Raw genomic sequence first — 15,492 nt, forward strand, 5'->3', positions numbered from 1 at the left:
CCCTGAGACACTTGGGCTGAGGGCGAAGTATACCCGAGCGTCTACGCCAGGGGCTCGCTATAATCGTACGCTTTTGATGTCCGAACGATGGGGTGAGCATGCGCGATCAACTACTGGCGGCAGAGACGGTGAAAGCCATCGATTGGCGTGATGGCGTCCTGTACCTGCTCGATCAGCGCGTTCTGCCCTTCGAACAGACCTGGCAGGCCTGCACCGATGTCGCCGCAGTGGCCGAGGCCATTCGCTTGATGGTGGTACGCGGCGCGCCGGCCATTGGCATCAGTGCTGCCTATGGCCTGGCCATGGCGGTGCGTCAGCGCCTGGCCGAAGGCGACGACTGGGAAATGGCCCTGGAAGAGGACTTCGAGCTGCTGTTCAACTCGCGCCCGACCGGCGCCAACCTGTTCTGGGCGCTCAATCGCATGCGTGAGCGCCTGTTGCGGATCAAGGCCGGTGACGATGTCGCGGCGATCATGGCCGCCGAAGCGGTTGCCATCCACGACAGTGACCGCGAAGCCAACCTGACCATGGCCCAGCTCGGTGTCGAGCTGATCCGCAAGCACCAGGGCAACGAACAGGCCGTGCTGACCCACTGCAACACCGGTGCCCTGGCCACCGGCGGTTTCGGCACCGCCCTGGGGGTGATCCGCGCTGCCTATCTGGAGGGCATGGTCGAGCGGGTCTATGTCGATGAAACCCGGCCATGGCTGCAGGGGTCGCGCCTGACCGCCTGGGAGCTGGCCGAGGCCGGCATCCCGGTGACCGTCAACGCCGACGCTGCTGCTGCCCACCTGATGAAGACCAAGGGCATTACCTGGGTCATCGTCGGTGCTGACCGCATCACTGCCAATGGCGACGTGGCCAACAAGATCGGTACTTACCAGCTGGCCGTCAACGCCATGCACCACGGCGTGCGCTTCATGGTGGTGGCGTCGAGTTCGAGTATCGACATGAATCTGGAAAGCGGCGAAGACATCCTGCTCGAAGAGCGCAGTGTCAACGAACTGCTGGAGGTTGATGGCAAACCCTTGGGCGCCGGGGTCGAGGCGGTCAATCCAGCATTTGACGTGACGCCGGCCGACCTGATCGATGTGATCGTCACCGAGAAAGGCATCGTCGAGCGCCCGGATACGGTGAAGATGGCACAATTGATGTGTCGCAAGCGTTTGCATTGAGTCATTGTGTCGCGCTTGCGGCCTGCTGGAGCGGCTGGCGGGCGTTACTGACGAGCAGTAGGGTAGTAGTGCCACAGGCTACTCCCACCGTCTGGGCGATTGTGGTAACATCCGACGGTTTCCAAGGTAGCCCCGTAGGGCTGTCTTTACTGCGCAGATCCATGGCTTAACTCGTTGATTTGTCGTAAGTCGTTGCAAGGAGTCACTTTGCAGCGGCGAGCTTCGTTCGTCCCATATGGATGTGACGAGGTTTCACCAGAAAAAGGAATCAGGCTTCTCATGGGCGAACTGGCCAAAGAAATCCTCCCGGTCAATATCGAAGACGAACTGAGACAGTCCTACCTCGACTACGCGATGAGCGTCATTGTCGGGCGTGCACTGCCCGATGCGCGTGATGGCTTGAAGCCCGTGCATCGCCGCGTTCTGTATGCGATGAGCGAACTGGGTAACGACTGGAACAAACCGTACAAGAAATCCGCCCGTGTGGTCGGTGACGTGATCGGTAAGTACCACCCGCACGGTGATACCGCGGTCTACGACACCATCGTCCGTATGGCCCAGCCGTTCTCGCTGCGTTACCTGCTGGTCGACGGCCAGGGCAACTTCGGTTCGGTGGACGGCGACAACGCCGCGGCCATGCGATACACCGAAGTGCGCATGACCAAGCTGGCCCATGAACTGCTGGCGGACCTGCACAAGGAAACCGTCGACTGGGTGCCCAACTACGACGGCACCGAGCAGATCCCGGCGGTCATGCCGACCAAGATCCCCAACCTGCTGGTCAACGGTTCCAGCGGTATCGCCGTGGGCATGGCGACCAACATTCCGCCGCACAACCTCGGTGAAGTCATCGACGGTTGCCTGGCGCTGATCGACAACGCCGACATTACCGTCGATGAGCTGATGGAGTTCATCCCGGGCCCGGACTTCCCGACCGCCGCGATCATCAACGGCCGCCAGGGCATTATCGAAGCCTACCGTACCGGCCGTGGCCGCATTTATATGCGTGCCCGCTCGACCATCGAAGACATCGACAAGGTCGGTGGCCGCCAGCAGATCGTCGTTACCGAGCTGCCTTACCAGCTGAACAAGGCGCGCTTGATCGAGAAGATCGCCGAGCTGGTCAAGGAAAAGAAACTCGAAGGTATCACCGAACTGCGCGACGAGTCCGACAAGGACGGTATGCGTATCGTCATCGAGCTGCGTCGTGGCGAGGTACCTGAGGTCATCCTCAACAACCTCTACGCCCAGACCCAGCTGCAGGCGGTATTCGGCATCAACATCGTTGCCCTGATCGACGGCCGTCCGCGGGTCCTGAACCTCAAGGACCTGCTCGAGGCGTTCGTTCGTCACCGTCGCGAAGTGGTTACCCGCCGTACCGTGTTCGAGCTGCGCAAGGCCCGTGAACGGGGTCACATCCTTGAAGGTCAGGCAGTTGCCCTGTCCAACATCGACCCGGTCATCGCCCTGATCAAGGCTTCGCCGACCCCGTCGGAAGCCAAGGAAGCGCTGATCAGCACGCCGTGGGAATCCAGTGCCGTGCAGGTCATGGTCGAGCGCGCCGGTGCCGACTCCTGCCGTCCGGAGAACCTCGACGAGCAGTACGGCCTGCGTGATGGCAAGTACTTCCTGTCGCCGGAACAGGCCCAGGCCATTCTCGACCTGCGTCTGCACCGCCTGACCGGCCTCGAGCACGAGAAACTGCTGGCCGAGTACCAGGAAATTCTCAACCAGATCGGTGAGCTGATCCGCATCCTCAACAGCGCCGAGCGCCTGATGGAAGTGATCCGCGAAGAGCTGGAGCTGATCCGCGCCGAATACGGCGACGTGCGCCGCACCGAAATCCTCGATGCGCGCCTGGACCTGACCCTGGGTGACATGATTCCGGAAGAAGACCGGGTTGTGACCATCTCTCACGGCGGCTACGCCAAGACCCAGCCGCTGGCGGCCTATCAGGCCCAGCGTCGCGGTGGCAAAGGCAAATCGGCTACCGGCGTCAAGGACGAGGACTACATCTCGCACCTGCTGGTCGCCAACAGCCACACCACGCTGCTGCTGTTCTCCAGCAAGGGCAAGGTGTACTGGCTGAAAACCTACGAAATTCCCGAAGCTTCCCGTGCCGCGCGTGGTCGACCGCTGGTCAACCTGCTGCCGCTGGACGAAGGCGAGTACATCTCGACCATGTTGCCGGTCGAGGAGTACACCGAAGGTCACTTCATCTTCATGGCCACCGCCAACGGTACCGTGAAGAAGACCCCGCTGGAGTCCTTCAGCCGTCAGCGCAGCGTCGGTCTGATCGCGCTGGAGCTGGACGAAGGCGACGTGCTGATTTCCGCCGCGATCACCGATGGCGAGCGCGAGGTCATGCTGTTCTCCGACGCCGGCAAGGTCACCCGTTTCAAAGAATCCGACGTCCGTGCCATGGGCCGTACCGCACGCGGTGTACGCGGCATGCGTCTGGGCGAAGGGCAGAAGCTGATCTCGATGATCATTCCGGAGGAGGGCAGCCAGATCCTCACCGCCTCCGAGCGTGGTTATGGCAAGCGTACCGAAATCGGCGAGTTCCCCGAGTACAAGCGTGGCGGTCAAGGCGTTATCGCCATGGTCAGCAACGAGCGTAACGGTCGCCTGGTCGGCGCCGTGCAGGTACAGGACGGCGAGGAAATCATGCTGATTTCCGACCAGGGCACCCTGGTCCGTACCCGTGTCGGCGAGGTTTCCAGCCTGGGTCGTAACACCCAGGGCGTGACCCTGATCAAGTTGGCCAGCGACGAGACCCTGGTGGGTCTGGAGCGTGTCCAGGAGCCATCCGAAGAGGAAGGCGACGAGGACTACGAGGTCGATGCTGACGCCGTTGAATCACCAGAGGCCCAGGCCGCTGGCGACGAAGAGGCGCCGCAGGAATAATCAACGCAGTAGCGTAACCCTGGTGGGGTGGCCGGCGCGGTGCAGTCTTTGCATCGCCCGGCCGGCTCCACGGACATCATGAGCAGAGCGAGAGTGGATGTGAGCAAACGAGCCTTTAACTTCTGCGCAGGCCCTGCTGCGCTTCCCGACGCTGTCCTGCAGCGCGCCCAGGCCGAAATGCTGGACTGGCATGGCAAGGGTTTGTCCGTGATGGAGATGAGTCACCGTAGCGACGACTACGTGGCCATCGCCGAGAAGGCCGAGCAGGACCTGCGCGACCTGATGTCCATTCCCGCCAACTACAAGGTGCTGTTCCTGCAGGGTGGTGCGAGCCAGCAGTTCGCCGAAATCCCGCTGAACCTGCTGCCTGAAGGTGGCACTGCCGACTATATCGAAACCGGTATCTGGTCGAAGAAAGCCATCGAAGAAGCCCGTCGTTTCGGCAACATCAACGTGGCTGCCAACGCCAAATCTTCCGATTACCTGAGCATTCCCGGCCAGAACGAGTGGAATCTGACCCCGGACGCCGCTTACCTGCACTACGCCTCGAACGAGACCATCGGTGGTCTGCAGTTTGACTGGGTGCCGCAGACCGGTGACGTGCCGCTGGTGGTCGACATGTCTTCGGACATTCTTTCGCGTCCGGTCGATGTCTCCGACTTCGGCCTGATCTATGCCGGCGCCCAGAAAAACATCGGCCCGAGCGGCCTGGTGGTGGTGATCGTGCGTGACGACCTGATCGGTCGTGCCCGCAGCAGCTGCCCGACCATGCTCGATTACAAGGTCGCGGCCGACAACGGCTCGATGTACAACACCCCGGCGACTTACTCCTGGTATCTGTCGGGTCTGGTCTTCGAGTGGCTGAAAGAGCAGGGCGGTGTTGATGCGATGGAGCAGCGCAACCGGGCGAAGAAAGATCGCCTGTACGGCTTCATCGACAGCAGCGACTTCTACAGCAACCCGATCAGCGTCAACGCCCGTTCTTGGATGAACGTGCCGTTCCGTCTGGCCGACGAGCGTCTGGACAAGGCTTTCCTTGCCGGTGCTGATGCCCGTGGCCTGCTCAACCTCAAAGGCCACCGTTCGGTGGGCGGCATGCGTGCGTCGATCTACAACGCCCTGGGCCTGGATGCTGTGGAAGCACTGGTGGCTTACATGGCTGAGTTCGAGAAGGAGCACGGCTGATGTCGGAGCAGGAACTCAAGGCGCTACGGGTGCGCATTGACAGTCTCGACGAGAAGATCCTCGAGCTGATCAGTGACCGTGCCCGCTGCGCGCAGGAAGTGGCGCGGGTCAAGACCGCGACCCTGGCTGAAGGCGAGGTGCCGGTATTCTACCGGCCCGAGCGCGAGGCGCAGGTGCTCAAGCGCGTGATGCAGCGCAACCAGGGGCCGTTGGGCAACGAAGAAATGGCCCGCCTGTTCCGTGAAATCATGTCCTCCTGCCTGGCCCTTGAGCAACCGCTCAAGGTTGCCTACCTGGGTCCTGAGGGTACTTTCACCCAAGCGGCGGCGATGAAGCATTTCGGTCACGCCGTGATCAGCAAGCCGATGGCAGCCATCGACGAGGTGTTCCGCGAAGTGGCGGCCGGTGCCGTCAACTTCGGCGTGGTGCCAGTGGAAAACTCCACCGAAGGTGCGGTCAACCACACCCTCGACAGCTTCCTCGAGCACGACATGGTCATCTGTGGCGAAGTCGAGCTGCGCATTCACCACCACCTGCTGGTGGGTGAAAACACCAAGACCGACAGCATCAGCCGCATTTACTCCCACGCCCAGTCCCTGGCCCAGTGCCGCAAGTGGCTGGACGCCCACTACCCGAATGTCGAGCGCGTTGCCGTGTCGAGCAATGCCGAGGCGGCCAAGCGGGTCAAGGGTGAGTGGAACTCGGCGGCCATCGCCGGTGACATGGCGGCTGGGCTGTATGGCCTGACCCGCCTGGCCGAGAAGATCGAAGACCGTCCGGACAACTCCACGCGCTTCCTGATGATCGGTAACCAGGAAGTGCCGCCGACCGGCGACGACAAGACTTCGATCATCGTCTCCATGAGCAACAAGCCGGGTGCCTTGCACGAGTTGCTGGTGCCGTTCCACGAGAACGGAATCGACCTGACCCGTATCGAGACCCGTCCGTCGCGCAGTGGTAAGTGGACCTACGTGTTCTTCATCGACTTCATCGGTCACCACCGTGATCCGCTGATCAAGGCCGTGCTGGAACAGATCAGCCAGGAAGCCGTGGCCCTCAAGGTGTTGGGTTCCTATCCCAAAGCGGTACTCTGAGGCAATGAATGGCGTGCATGCAGATTTGAATAGGGTCCTGCTCCGTGGTTGAAGTCGTGGTAAACAAGGTCGAGCCGCTGATCGGCCGCCTGGTAGTGGTCGGTCTCGGGCTCATTGGCGGCTCGTTCGCCAAGGGCTTGCGTGAAAGCGGCCTGTGCCGCGAGGTGGTCGGCGTTGATCTGGATCCGCAGTCGCGCAAGCTGGCGGTGGAGCTGGGGGTGGTCGACCGCTGCGAAGAAGACCTGGCCGCTGCCTGCGTAGGCGCTGATGTCATTCAGCTGGCCGTACCGATCCTGGCCATGGAGAAGCTCCTGGCGCGCCTGGCGCAACTGGACCTCGGGCGTGCGGTGCTGACGGATGTCGGCAGTGCCAAGGGTAATGTCGTGCGCGCGGCGCGTGAGGCGTTTGCCGAACAGCTGGCGTACTTCGTGCCCGGGCATCCGATTGCCGGCTCCGAGCAGAGCGGGGTAGAGGCCTCCAATGCTGCCCTGTTCCGCCGCCATAAAGTGATTCTCACGCCCTTGGCTGAAACCGCTCCAGAGGCCCTGGCGCTGGTCGATCGGCTCTGGCGTGCGCTGGAGGCCGATGTCGAGCACATGCAGGTCGAACGCCATGACGAAGTTCTGGCGGCGACCAGCCACCTGCCGCATCTGCTGGCCTTTGGTCTGGTCGACTCCCTGGCCAAGCGCAATGAAAACCTGGATATCTTCCGTTACGCTGCCGGAGGTTTCCGCGATTTCACAAGAATCGCCGGAAGCGACCCGGTCATGTGGCACGACATATTTCTCGCCAACCGCGAAGCTGTTCTGCGCACACTCGATACATTTCGCAGCGACCTCGACGCCTTGCGCGACGCGGTCGATGCAGGGGATGGGCATCAATTGCTGGGCGTCTTCACGCGCGCCCGGGTTGCCCGCGAGCATTTCAGTAAAATCCTGGCCCGCCGGGCCTATGTGGACGCTATGAACTCCAACGACCTGATTTTCCTGGCAAATCCTGGTGGCCAACTGTCTGGCCGAATTCGCGTACCAGGCGACAAATCGATTTCCCATCGCTCGATCATGCTGGGTTCCCTGGCCGAAGGCACCACTGAAGTCGAAGGCTTCCTTGAGGGTGAAGACGCGCTGGCAACCCTGCAGGCCTTCCGCGACATGGGTGTGGTCATCGAAGGCCCGCACCATGGCCGCGTGACCATTCACGGCGTCGGCCTCAATGGCCTGCAGCCGCCACCGGGCCCGATCTACCTGGGTAACTCCGGTACCTCGATGCGCCTGTTGTCCGGTTTGCTCGCGGCGCAGCCGTTCGACACCGTGCTGACTGGTGACGCCTCGCTGTCCAAGCGGCCGATGAACCGTGTCGCCAACCCGTTGCGGGAAATGGGCGCGGTGATCGAGACGGCCACCGAAGGTCGTCCGCCGATGACCATTCGCGGTGGCCACACGCTCAAGGCGCTGACTTACACCCTGCCGATGGCCAGTGCCCAGGTGAAATCCTGTCTGCTGCTGGCGGGCCTGTATGCCGAAGGCAAGACCACGGTGACCGAGCCTGCGCCAACCCGTGACCACACCGAGCGCATGCTGCGTGGTTTCGGCTACAGCGTTAACGTTGACGGCCCGACTGCCTCGCTGGAATCCGGCGGCAAGCTGACCGCGACCCATATCGAAGTGCCGGCCGACATCTCCTCGGCGGCGTTCTTCCTCGTCGCCGCCTCGATTGCTGAAGGTTCGGAGCTGGTGCTCGAGCACGTCGGCATCAACCCGACCCGTACCGGCGTGATTGATATCCTCAAGCTGATGGGTGGCGACATCACCCTGGAAAATCAGCGTGAAGTGGGTGGTGAGCCGGTAGCGGATCTGCGCGTGCGTGGCGCCAAGCTCAAGGGTATCGAGATCCCTGAGCATCTGGTGCCACTGGCTATCGACGAGTTCCCGGTACTGTTCGTCGCCGCGGCCTGTGCCGAAGGCCGCACCGTACTGCGTGGCGCCGAAGAGCTGCGGGTCAAGGAGTCCGACCGTATCCAGGTCATGGCCGATGGCCTGCTGACCCTCGGTGTGAAGTGCGAGCCGACCCCGGACGGCATCATCATCGACGGCGGCCCGATCGGTGGTGGTGAAGTGCACGGGCATGGCGACCATCGCATTGCCATGGCATTCAGCGTCGCTTCGCTGCGCGCCTCCGCCCCGATCCGCATTCATGACTGTGCCAACGTTGCTACTTCTTTCCCGAACTTCCTCGCCCTGTGCGCTGAAGTCGGGATTCGCGTTGCAGAAGAGGGCAAGTCGTGAACGTGAATGCACCGGTCATCACCATCGACGGTCCAAGCGGTTCGGGTAAAGGCACTGTTGCTGGCATTTTGGCCCGTGAACTGGGCTGGAAGCTACTGGATTCGGGCGCGCTCTATCGCCTGCTGGCCTTCGCTGCCAGCAATCACGGCGTTGACCTGACCAACGAAGAGCTGCTGGTCAAGCTGGCAGCGCACCTGGATGTGCAGTTCATCGCCGCTGAGTCGGGCAAGCTGCAACAGACTATTCTTGAAGGTGAGGATGTCAGTAATGTCATCCGTACCGAAACCGTAGGTGCCGGGGCCTCCATGGTTGCTTCGCTACCCGCAGTGCGTGACGCATTGTTGCAACGTCAGCGGGCGTTTCAGGAAGCGCCGGGGCTGATTGCCGACGGTCGCGACATGGGCACGGTGGTGTTCCCTGACGCACCTTTGAAGATTTTTCTGACCGCCAGCGCCGAGGAGCGGGCCCGTCGCCGTTACTTGCAGTTGAAGGCGAAAGGCGAAGATGTTAGTCTGTCGAGTCTGCTAGATGAGATTCGTGCGCGTGATGAGCGCGACACCCAGCGCGCAGTGGCCCCGCTTAAACCGGCGGCCGATGCGATTCAGCTGGATTCCACGGAGTTGTCCATCGAGCAGGTGTTGCAACGCATCAAGAGCGAGCTCGCCCTGCGCGATATCGCCTGATGACCAGGGAGGCAGGCAGGGGCACCAGTCAACGTCCTGTCGGCTTTCCTTTATATGAACGAAACCCACATTGTCTGGAATGTGGCTGATGGGCGTATGTTTCGCCCTTATTTACAGGAATTAAAATGAGCGAAAGCTTTGCAGAACTCTTTGAAGAAAGCCTGAAAACCCTCAATCTTCAGCCGGGTGCGATCATCACCGGTATCGTTGTCGACATCGACGGCGACTGGGTTACCGTACACGCTGGCCTGAAGTCCGAGGGCGTCATCCCGCTCGAGCAGTTCTACAACGAAGCTGGCGAGCTGACCATCAAGGTCGGTGACGAAGTTCACGTTGCGCTGGACGCGGTCGAAGACGGCTTTGGCGAAACCAAACTGTCCCGTGAAAAAGCCAAGCGCGCCGAGTGCTGGATTGTTCTGGAAGCAGCTTTCGCCGCCGAAGAAGTGGTCAAGGGCGTTATCAACGGTAAGGTTAAAGGCGGCTTCACTGTCGACGTTAACGGTATCCGTGCGTTCCTGCCGGGCTCCCTGGTTGATGTCCGCCCAGTGCGCGACACCACCCACCTGGAAGGCAAAGAGCTGGAATTCAAGGTCATCAAGCTGGACCAGAAGCGCAACAACGTTGTCGTTTCCCGTCGCAGCGTCCTGGAAGCCGAAAACAGCGCCGAGCGCGAAGCTCTGCTGGAATCGCTGCAGGAAGGCCAGCAGGTCAAAGGTATCGTCAAGAACCTCACCGACTACGGCGCATTCGTTGACCTGGGCGGCGTTGATGGCTTGCTGCACATCACCGACATGGCCTGGAAGCGTATCAAGCACCCATCGGAAATCGTCAACGTTGGCGACGAGATCGATGTCAAGGTTCTGAAGTACGATCGCGAGCGTAACCGTGTATCCCTGGGCCTGAAGCAACTGGGTGAAGACCCATGGGTTGCTATCAAAGCTCGTTACCCAGAAAGCACCCGCGTCATGGCGCGTGTTACCAACCTGACCGACTACGGCTGCTTCGCAGAGCTGGAAGAAGGCGTGGAAGGCCTGGTACACGTTTCCGAAATGGACTGGACCAACAAGAACATCCACCCTTCGAAAGTCGTACAAGTCGGCGACGAAGTGGAAGTCATGGTTCTGGACATCGACGAAGAGCGTCGTCGTATCTCCCTGGGCATCAAACAGTGCAAGTCCAACCCATGGGAAGACTTCTCTGGCCAGTTCAACAAGGGCGACAAGATCTCCGGCACCATCAAGTCGATCACCGATTTCGGTATCTTCATTGGTCTGGACGGCGGCATCGACGGTCTGGTTCACCTGTCCGACATCTCCTGGAACGAAGTAGGCGAAGAAGCCGTACGTCGCTTCAAGAAGGGCGACGAGCTGGACACCGTGATCCTGTCCGTAGATCCAGAGCGTGAGCGTATCTCCCTGGGCATCAAGCAACTGGAAGACGATCCGTTCTCCAACTACGTTGCTGTCAACGACAAAGGCGCTATCGTCAAAGGTACCGTTAAAGAAGTTGACGCCAAGGGCGCTATCATCACCCTGGCCGACGACATCGAAGCCACTCTGAAAGCTTCCGAAATCAGCCGTGACCGCGTTGAAGACGCGCGTAACGTCCTGAAGGAAGGCGAAGAGATCGAAGCCAAGATCATCAGCGTTGACCGTAAGAGCCGTGTCATCAGCCTCTCCATCAAGTCGAAAGACGACGCTGAAGAGAAAGAAGCTATCCAGAGCCTGAAAGAAACTGCTCCGGAAGCTGCTGATACCACCATGGCCGCGCTGCTGCGTCAGGCAATGGCCAAACAGAACTAAGTTCTGCTTGGATCAAAAAAGGGCGACTTCGGTCGCCCTTTTTTATGCCTGCGATTTACCTCTGTACCAGGCCCCGTTTGTCGCTGTAACCCTTGTGCTGGCTGGCTTTGGCAAAATTACCGGCCAAGTGCCATGATTTCCCCGTAGGGAGGGTGAAACAAGAATCCTCGATTAAGTCAATAACCGCCCTGTTCAAAACTCTCAGGTCATGCTAAAAACAATGAAGCAATGATCTAGCTGCTTGATAAAGAAGGGAAAAGTATGACGAAGTCGGAGCTGATCGAACGTATTGTCACCCATCAAGGGCTGCTCTCATCCAAGGATGTCGAGCTGGCCATCAAGACCATGCTTGAACAGATGTCTCAGTGCCTGGCGACTGGGGATCGTATTGAGATCCGTGGTTTTGGCAGTTTTTCCTTGCACTACCGTGCGCCGCGAGTGGGGCGTAACCCGAAGACGGGGCAGTCGGTCAGTCTCGATGGCAAGTTCGTGCCGCATTTCAAGCCGGGTAAGGAGTTGCGGGATCGGGTGAATGAAGACGAAGAACACAACGCTTGATGGCCCTGTGACAGGAGTGGGTTGTGCGGAATTTAAAGCGGTTATTGTTTGTCCTGTTTTTCCTCGTGATCGTTCTCGGGGTTCTTTTTTTTGTTCTGGAGAACCAGCAGCCCGTAGCGTTGGTGTTCCTGGGGTGGTCTTTGCCTCAGCTTCCGGTTTCGGTGTTAGTATTGGTGGCATTGCTGGTGGGGTTGGCGGTAGGGCCGATCCTGGCGTTGCTAGTGGCAAAGAGGCGGCGTCAGATCAGGTAGGCCATGAGGGGAGCTAGAAGGTCCTCAGGCATCGACTATTTTCGAATTTCATCGTCAGATTTCAGCGAAGGAATGGTGCCTTGCAGGTGGTCCTCTGTTGCGGAGCTGATGCTGCTGAGTACTTCGAATCTCAGCGCATCGTTTAAGCCGTAGGCACACCAAATATTTCAAAGATTGGGTTGTGCTGGTGCCACGGTTTTACTTGTCCATTTTCCCTATGGATGAGGTGAAAACGTTCGAAGTGTTTGTAAGGCAAGAGGAGTTTTTAGAGGCGCTTGGCATCTATACCCTTGTGCTGTTGGTAAGTGCTATCAATCTCAGCCCGATCTGCTTTTGTCAGCACAAGCCTCGACGAAATTTCTCTGATATTCTAGCGGTTGCGCTGACGTCCGAAGTCTATGGATTGGCTATGTCGCGCCTCGTTGAATACACTCACCTAAACGCCCTTGCAGCATTTTGGTGTAAGGGTGATCAGAAGTATGGCAGGTGCCAGCTCTTTGATTTCACCATCATCGAGCGGCCGTTAAGGATTCAAATATGGAATTGATCCCGGTAATTCTATCCGGTGGTGTTGGTAGTCGCTTGTGGCCGGTATCTCGTGAGGCTCATCCCAAGCCTTTCATGGTTTTGCCCGATGGCCAGAACCTCATTCAGAAGACTTTCTTGCGCGCATCAAAACTTGATGGCGTTGTGGAAATACTTACGGTCACCAATCGCGAGCTGCTGTTCAAGACGGAAGACGAGTATCGCGCGATCAACGGTAGTGGGCATGCGCAAGGTTATATTCTGGAACCTTTCGGTCGCAACACTGCAGCTGCAGTCGCCGCTGCTGCTTTGCAGTTAGCCGAAAGCCACGGTCCAGATGCGCACATGCTGGTGCTGGCAGCTGATCATTTGATTCAGGATGAGCAGGCTTTTTCCATTGCGGTCAATAAAGCGGTCAACCTTGCATCCAAGGGATGGCTGGTAACCTTCGGTGTTCAGCCACAATACCCAGAAACTGGGTTTGGCTATATTGAAGCCGCCAAGGAAGATCACCTCGAAGGCGGCCTTCAGGTGGCGCGTTTTGTAGAGAAACCAGATTTGAAGACCGCAGAGACTTACGTCGCAGCGGGTAACTACTTCTGGAATGCCGGAATGTTTTGTTTCCGGGTCGGGACTGTACTTGAAGAGCTGAAAAAGTACGCGCCAGATGTACTCGAAGCGGTTGCTCAAACGCTCGAAAAGTCCCGTCGGACGACATCGGTAGGTTACAGCTGCCTGGCGCTGGACGCTGAGTCATTCAGTAATGTACCTGATATCTCCATTGACTACGCCTTGATGGAGCGCTCTAAAAAGGTTGCCACCATTCCCTGCAACATCGGCTGGAGCGACATAGGCTCCTGGAATGCTGTTAGTGAGTTGACTCAGCCCGATGCGCAAGGTAATCGTTTCGAAGGTGAAGTCTTCGCACATGGTTCAAGCAACAACTATGTCAATAGTGAAAATCGCCTGACCGCTCTGGTTGGTGTGGAGGATTTGCTTGTTGTCGATACACCGGACGCTGTGCTGATTGCTCATAAAGATCACGCCCAGGATGTGAAGCACATAGTCAAGCATCTGAAGTCCAGTGGCCACACTGCACACATGCTTCATCAAACCGTCCACCGCCCCTGGGGGACTTACACCACATTGGAGAACGGCGATCGCTTCAAGATCAAGCGCATTGTGGTCAAGCCCAAAGCTTCTCTCTCGCTGCAGATGCATCACCATCGTAGTGAGCACTGGATTGTGGTAAGCGGTACGGCAGTTGTGATTAACGATCAACAGGAACTCATGCTCCATACCAATGAGTCGACCTTCATCCGCGCGGGTCACAAGCATCGGTTGCAGAATCCGGGTGTCATCGACCTGGTACTGATCGAAGTGCAGAGCGGTGATTATCTAGGGGAAGACGATATAGTTCGTTTCGAAGATAACTACGGTCGAGTTGATCAGTAATAAACACTGAGAAAAATGTGAGCCTTGATAACAGTCAAGGTTCACACGCCAACAATATCAGGCCTTAAACGTTCAATCCTTCCGTTGATTGTATCCAAACAGGCACGGATCTTTCAGTTTGTGAATAACATGTATCCACCAATCCTGACGCAATGTTTCAAGGCCTACGACATTCGAGGCCAAGTTCCCTCTCAGCTCAATGAAGACATTGCTTACCGTATTGGTCGGGCATTGGTTGCTGAACTGAATGGGAAATCTTATATCGTTGGCCGAGACATGAGGCTCGAGAGCCCGTCTTTAGCGTTAGCGCTTATCCGTGGTATCACAGATGCGGGTGCTGATGTTATTGATATTGGTTTATGTGGAACTGAGGAAGTCTACTTTGCGACAAGTCATTATAAAGTAGATGGCGGAGTAATGATAACCGCTAGCCATAATCCCAAAGGCTACAACGGAATGAAGCTTGTTCGTGCTGAATCTCGCCCCATCAGCGGTGATACTGGGCTGGATGCAATACGGCTCAGAGTAGAAAACGGCGACTTGGGAAGAAAAATTGGCGCCTCCGGTGGTGTGAAAGAGTCTTTTGACAAGACTGCTTACATTGAGCACCTCATGAGCTACATAGATGTAAGTACACTAAAGCCTCTTAAAATTCTCGCGGACCCGGGTAATGGTGCTGCCGGCCCTGTATTACATGAACTGGCATCCAGGCTCCCATTTCAATGGGTTTTCATCAATGACCAGCCTGATGGAAACTTTCCTAACGGCGTACCTAATCCGTTGCTTCCTGAGAGCCGTGCGCTGACGCAACAAGGGTTGTTAGCAAACGGTTGTGATATCGGGTTGGCATGGGATGGTGACTTTGACCGATGCTTTTTTTTCGACGCCAATGGCCGCTTTATTGAAGGCTATTATCTTGTCGGGCTCTTGGCAGAAGTGCTGCTCAAGCAGCACCCTGGTAGCAAGATCATTCATGACCCTCGATTGACCTGGAATACCATCGAACAGGTCGAGCGCGCGGGTGGTATCTCGATCCAGAGTAAGACTGGGCATGCCTTCATCAAAGAGCGCATGCGCAAAGAAGACGGGGTGTATGGGGGGGAGATGAGTGCTCACCACTATTTCAGGGACTTTGCCTATTGCGACAGTGGAATGATTCCATGGTTGCTGGTAGCCGCGCTGATATCCTCTACCCAAAAAGGATTGGCGGATTTGGTTGATGAAAGGATCCTCGCGTACCCTTGCAGTGGGGAAATTAATTACCAGGTAGAAAACGCCACGCAAACTATCGAAAAGATTAAGGCTTTTTACTCCCAGCTGTCCCCAGCTATTGATGAGACGGATGGGGTCAGCCTTGAGTTCTCGGACTGGCGATTCAATCTGCGCTCCTCGAATACTGAGCCGCTCCTACGTCTCAATGTTGAAACGCGCTCGGACAGTGAGTTGCTGGCCAAACGTGTTGCAGAGTTAGAGATATTGATTGTCTCCTGAGTCTCTAGTTGCAAAGTTTAATATAGATTCGCATTTTCAGGGCGCTGCAGACTCCAAGTCAGCAGCGCCTTTTGCTTGTGG

At 57.9% G+C, this 15,492-nt stretch carries 12 protein-coding genes; all 12 read left to right on the top strand.

Features of this window, described 5'->3' with window-relative positions:
* Nucleotides 1-98: 98 nt before the first annotated feature.
* The 12 genes from mtnA to NPS47_RS02875 all read left to right on the top strand — a co-directional run bounded on the left by mtnA (nt 99) and on the right by NPS47_RS02875 (nt 15,411).
* Entirely contained in the window at nt 99-1,175 is a 1,077-nt protein-coding gene (gene mtnA, locus NPS47_RS02820; protein WP_274293594.1) for an S-methyl-5-thioribose-1-phosphate isomerase, read from the top strand.
* Between the two features lie 279 nt (nt 1,176-1,454).
* Entirely contained in the window at nt 1,455-4,082 is a 2,628-nt protein-coding gene (gene gyrA / locus NPS47_RS02825; protein ID WP_274293595.1) for a DNA gyrase subunit A, read from the top strand.
* Nucleotides 4,083-4,181: 99 nt separating this feature from the next.
* Complete coding sequence (gene serC, locus NPS47_RS02830) at nt 4,182-5,267, top strand: 3-phosphoserine/phosphohydroxythreonine transaminase (RefSeq protein WP_274293596.1); 1,086 nt, start codon at nt 4,182-4,184, stop codon at nt 5,265-5,267.
* Nucleotides 5,267-6,361, top strand: coding sequence for a prephenate dehydratase (gene pheA / locus NPS47_RS02835; protein WP_274293597.1), 1,095 nt, complete (start codon nt 5,267-5,269; stop codon nt 6,359-6,361). The genes serC and pheA overlap by 1 nt, the downstream gene beginning before the upstream one ends.
* Nucleotides 6,362-6,438: 77 nt before the next feature.
* The gene (locus tag NPS47_RS02840) at nt 6,439-8,646 is read left to right on the top strand and encodes a bifunctional prephenate dehydrogenase/3-phosphoshikimate 1-carboxyvinyltransferase (RefSeq protein WP_274293718.1); all 2,208 of its coding nucleotides are present in this window, start codon (nt 6,439-6,441) and stop codon (nt 8,644-8,646) included.
* Complete coding sequence (cmk, locus tag NPS47_RS02845) at nt 8,643-9,329, top strand: (d)CMP kinase (protein ID WP_274293598.1); 687 nt, start codon at nt 8,643-8,645, stop codon at nt 9,327-9,329. The genes NPS47_RS02840 and cmk overlap by 4 nt, the downstream gene beginning before the upstream one ends.
* A gap of 125 nt (nt 9,330-9,454) precedes the next feature.
* The gene (rpsA, locus tag NPS47_RS02850; RefSeq protein WP_045180061.1) at nt 9,455-11,131 is read left to right on the top strand and encodes a 30S ribosomal protein S1; all 1,677 of its coding nucleotides are present in this window, start codon (nt 9,455-9,457) and stop codon (nt 11,129-11,131) included.
* Nucleotides 11,132-11,392: 261 nt separating this feature from the next.
* Nucleotides 11,393-11,689, top strand: coding sequence for an integration host factor subunit beta (gene ihfB, locus NPS47_RS02855; RefSeq protein WP_274293599.1), 297 nt, complete (start codon nt 11,393-11,395; stop codon nt 11,687-11,689).
* A gap of 23 nt (nt 11,690-11,712) precedes the next feature.
* A complete protein-coding gene (locus tag NPS47_RS02860) occupies nt 11,713-11,940 on the top strand; it encodes a lipopolysaccharide assembly protein LapA domain-containing protein (protein ID WP_274293600.1) in 228 nt (75 codons plus the stop codon).
* 181 nt (nt 11,941-12,121) lie between these two features.
* The gene (locus NPS47_RS02865; RefSeq protein ID WP_274293601.1) at nt 12,122-12,487 is read left to right on the top strand and encodes a hypothetical protein; all 366 of its coding nucleotides are present in this window, start codon (nt 12,122-12,124) and stop codon (nt 12,485-12,487) included.
* Nucleotides 12,478-13,920 (top strand): mannose-1-phosphate guanylyltransferase/mannose-6-phosphate isomerase, encoded by a 1,443-nt coding sequence (locus NPS47_RS02870; RefSeq protein WP_274293602.1) that lies wholly within the window; start codon nt 12,478-12,480, stop codon nt 13,918-13,920. The genes NPS47_RS02865 and NPS47_RS02870 overlap by 10 nt, the downstream gene beginning before the upstream one ends.
* Nucleotides 13,921-14,049: 129 nt before the next feature.
* Nucleotides 14,050-15,411, top strand: coding sequence for a phosphomannomutase (locus NPS47_RS02875; RefSeq protein ID WP_274293603.1), 1,362 nt, complete (start codon nt 14,050-14,052; stop codon nt 15,409-15,411).
* Nucleotides 15,412-15,492 lie beyond the last annotated feature (81 nt).

The sequence above is a fragment of the Pseudomonas putida genome, assembly GCF_028682475.1.
GTDB lineage: Bacteria > Pseudomonadota > Gammaproteobacteria > Pseudomonadales > Pseudomonadaceae > Aquipseudomonas > Aquipseudomonas putida_AG.

What these genes read in the sequence shown, in the direction of transcription:
- mtnA (WP_274293594.1), top strand. Translation starts at nt 99, where the DNA reads ATGCGCGATCAACTACTGGCGGCAGAGACGGTGAAAGCCATCGATTGG.
- gyrA (WP_274293595.1), top strand. Translation starts at nt 1,455, where the DNA reads ATGGGCGAACTGGCCAAAGAAATCCTCCCGGTCAATATCGAAGACGAA.
- pheA (WP_274293597.1), top strand. Translation starts at nt 5,267, where the DNA reads ATGTCGGAGCAGGAACTCAAGGCGCTACGGGTGCGCATTGACAGTCTC.
- rpsA (WP_045180061.1), top strand. Translation starts at nt 9,455, where the DNA reads ATGAGCGAAAGCTTTGCAGAACTCTTTGAAGAAAGCCTGAAAACCCTC.
- ihfB (WP_274293599.1), top strand. Translation starts at nt 11,393, where the DNA reads ATGACGAAGTCGGAGCTGATCGAACGTATTGTCACCCATCAAGGGCTG.
- NPS47_RS02870 (WP_274293602.1), top strand. Translation starts at nt 12,478, where the DNA reads ATGGAATTGATCCCGGTAATTCTATCCGGTGGTGTTGGTAGTCGCTTG.
- NPS47_RS02875 (WP_274293603.1), top strand. Translation starts at nt 14,050, where the DNA reads ATGTATCCACCAATCCTGACGCAATGTTTCAAGGCCTACGACATTCGA.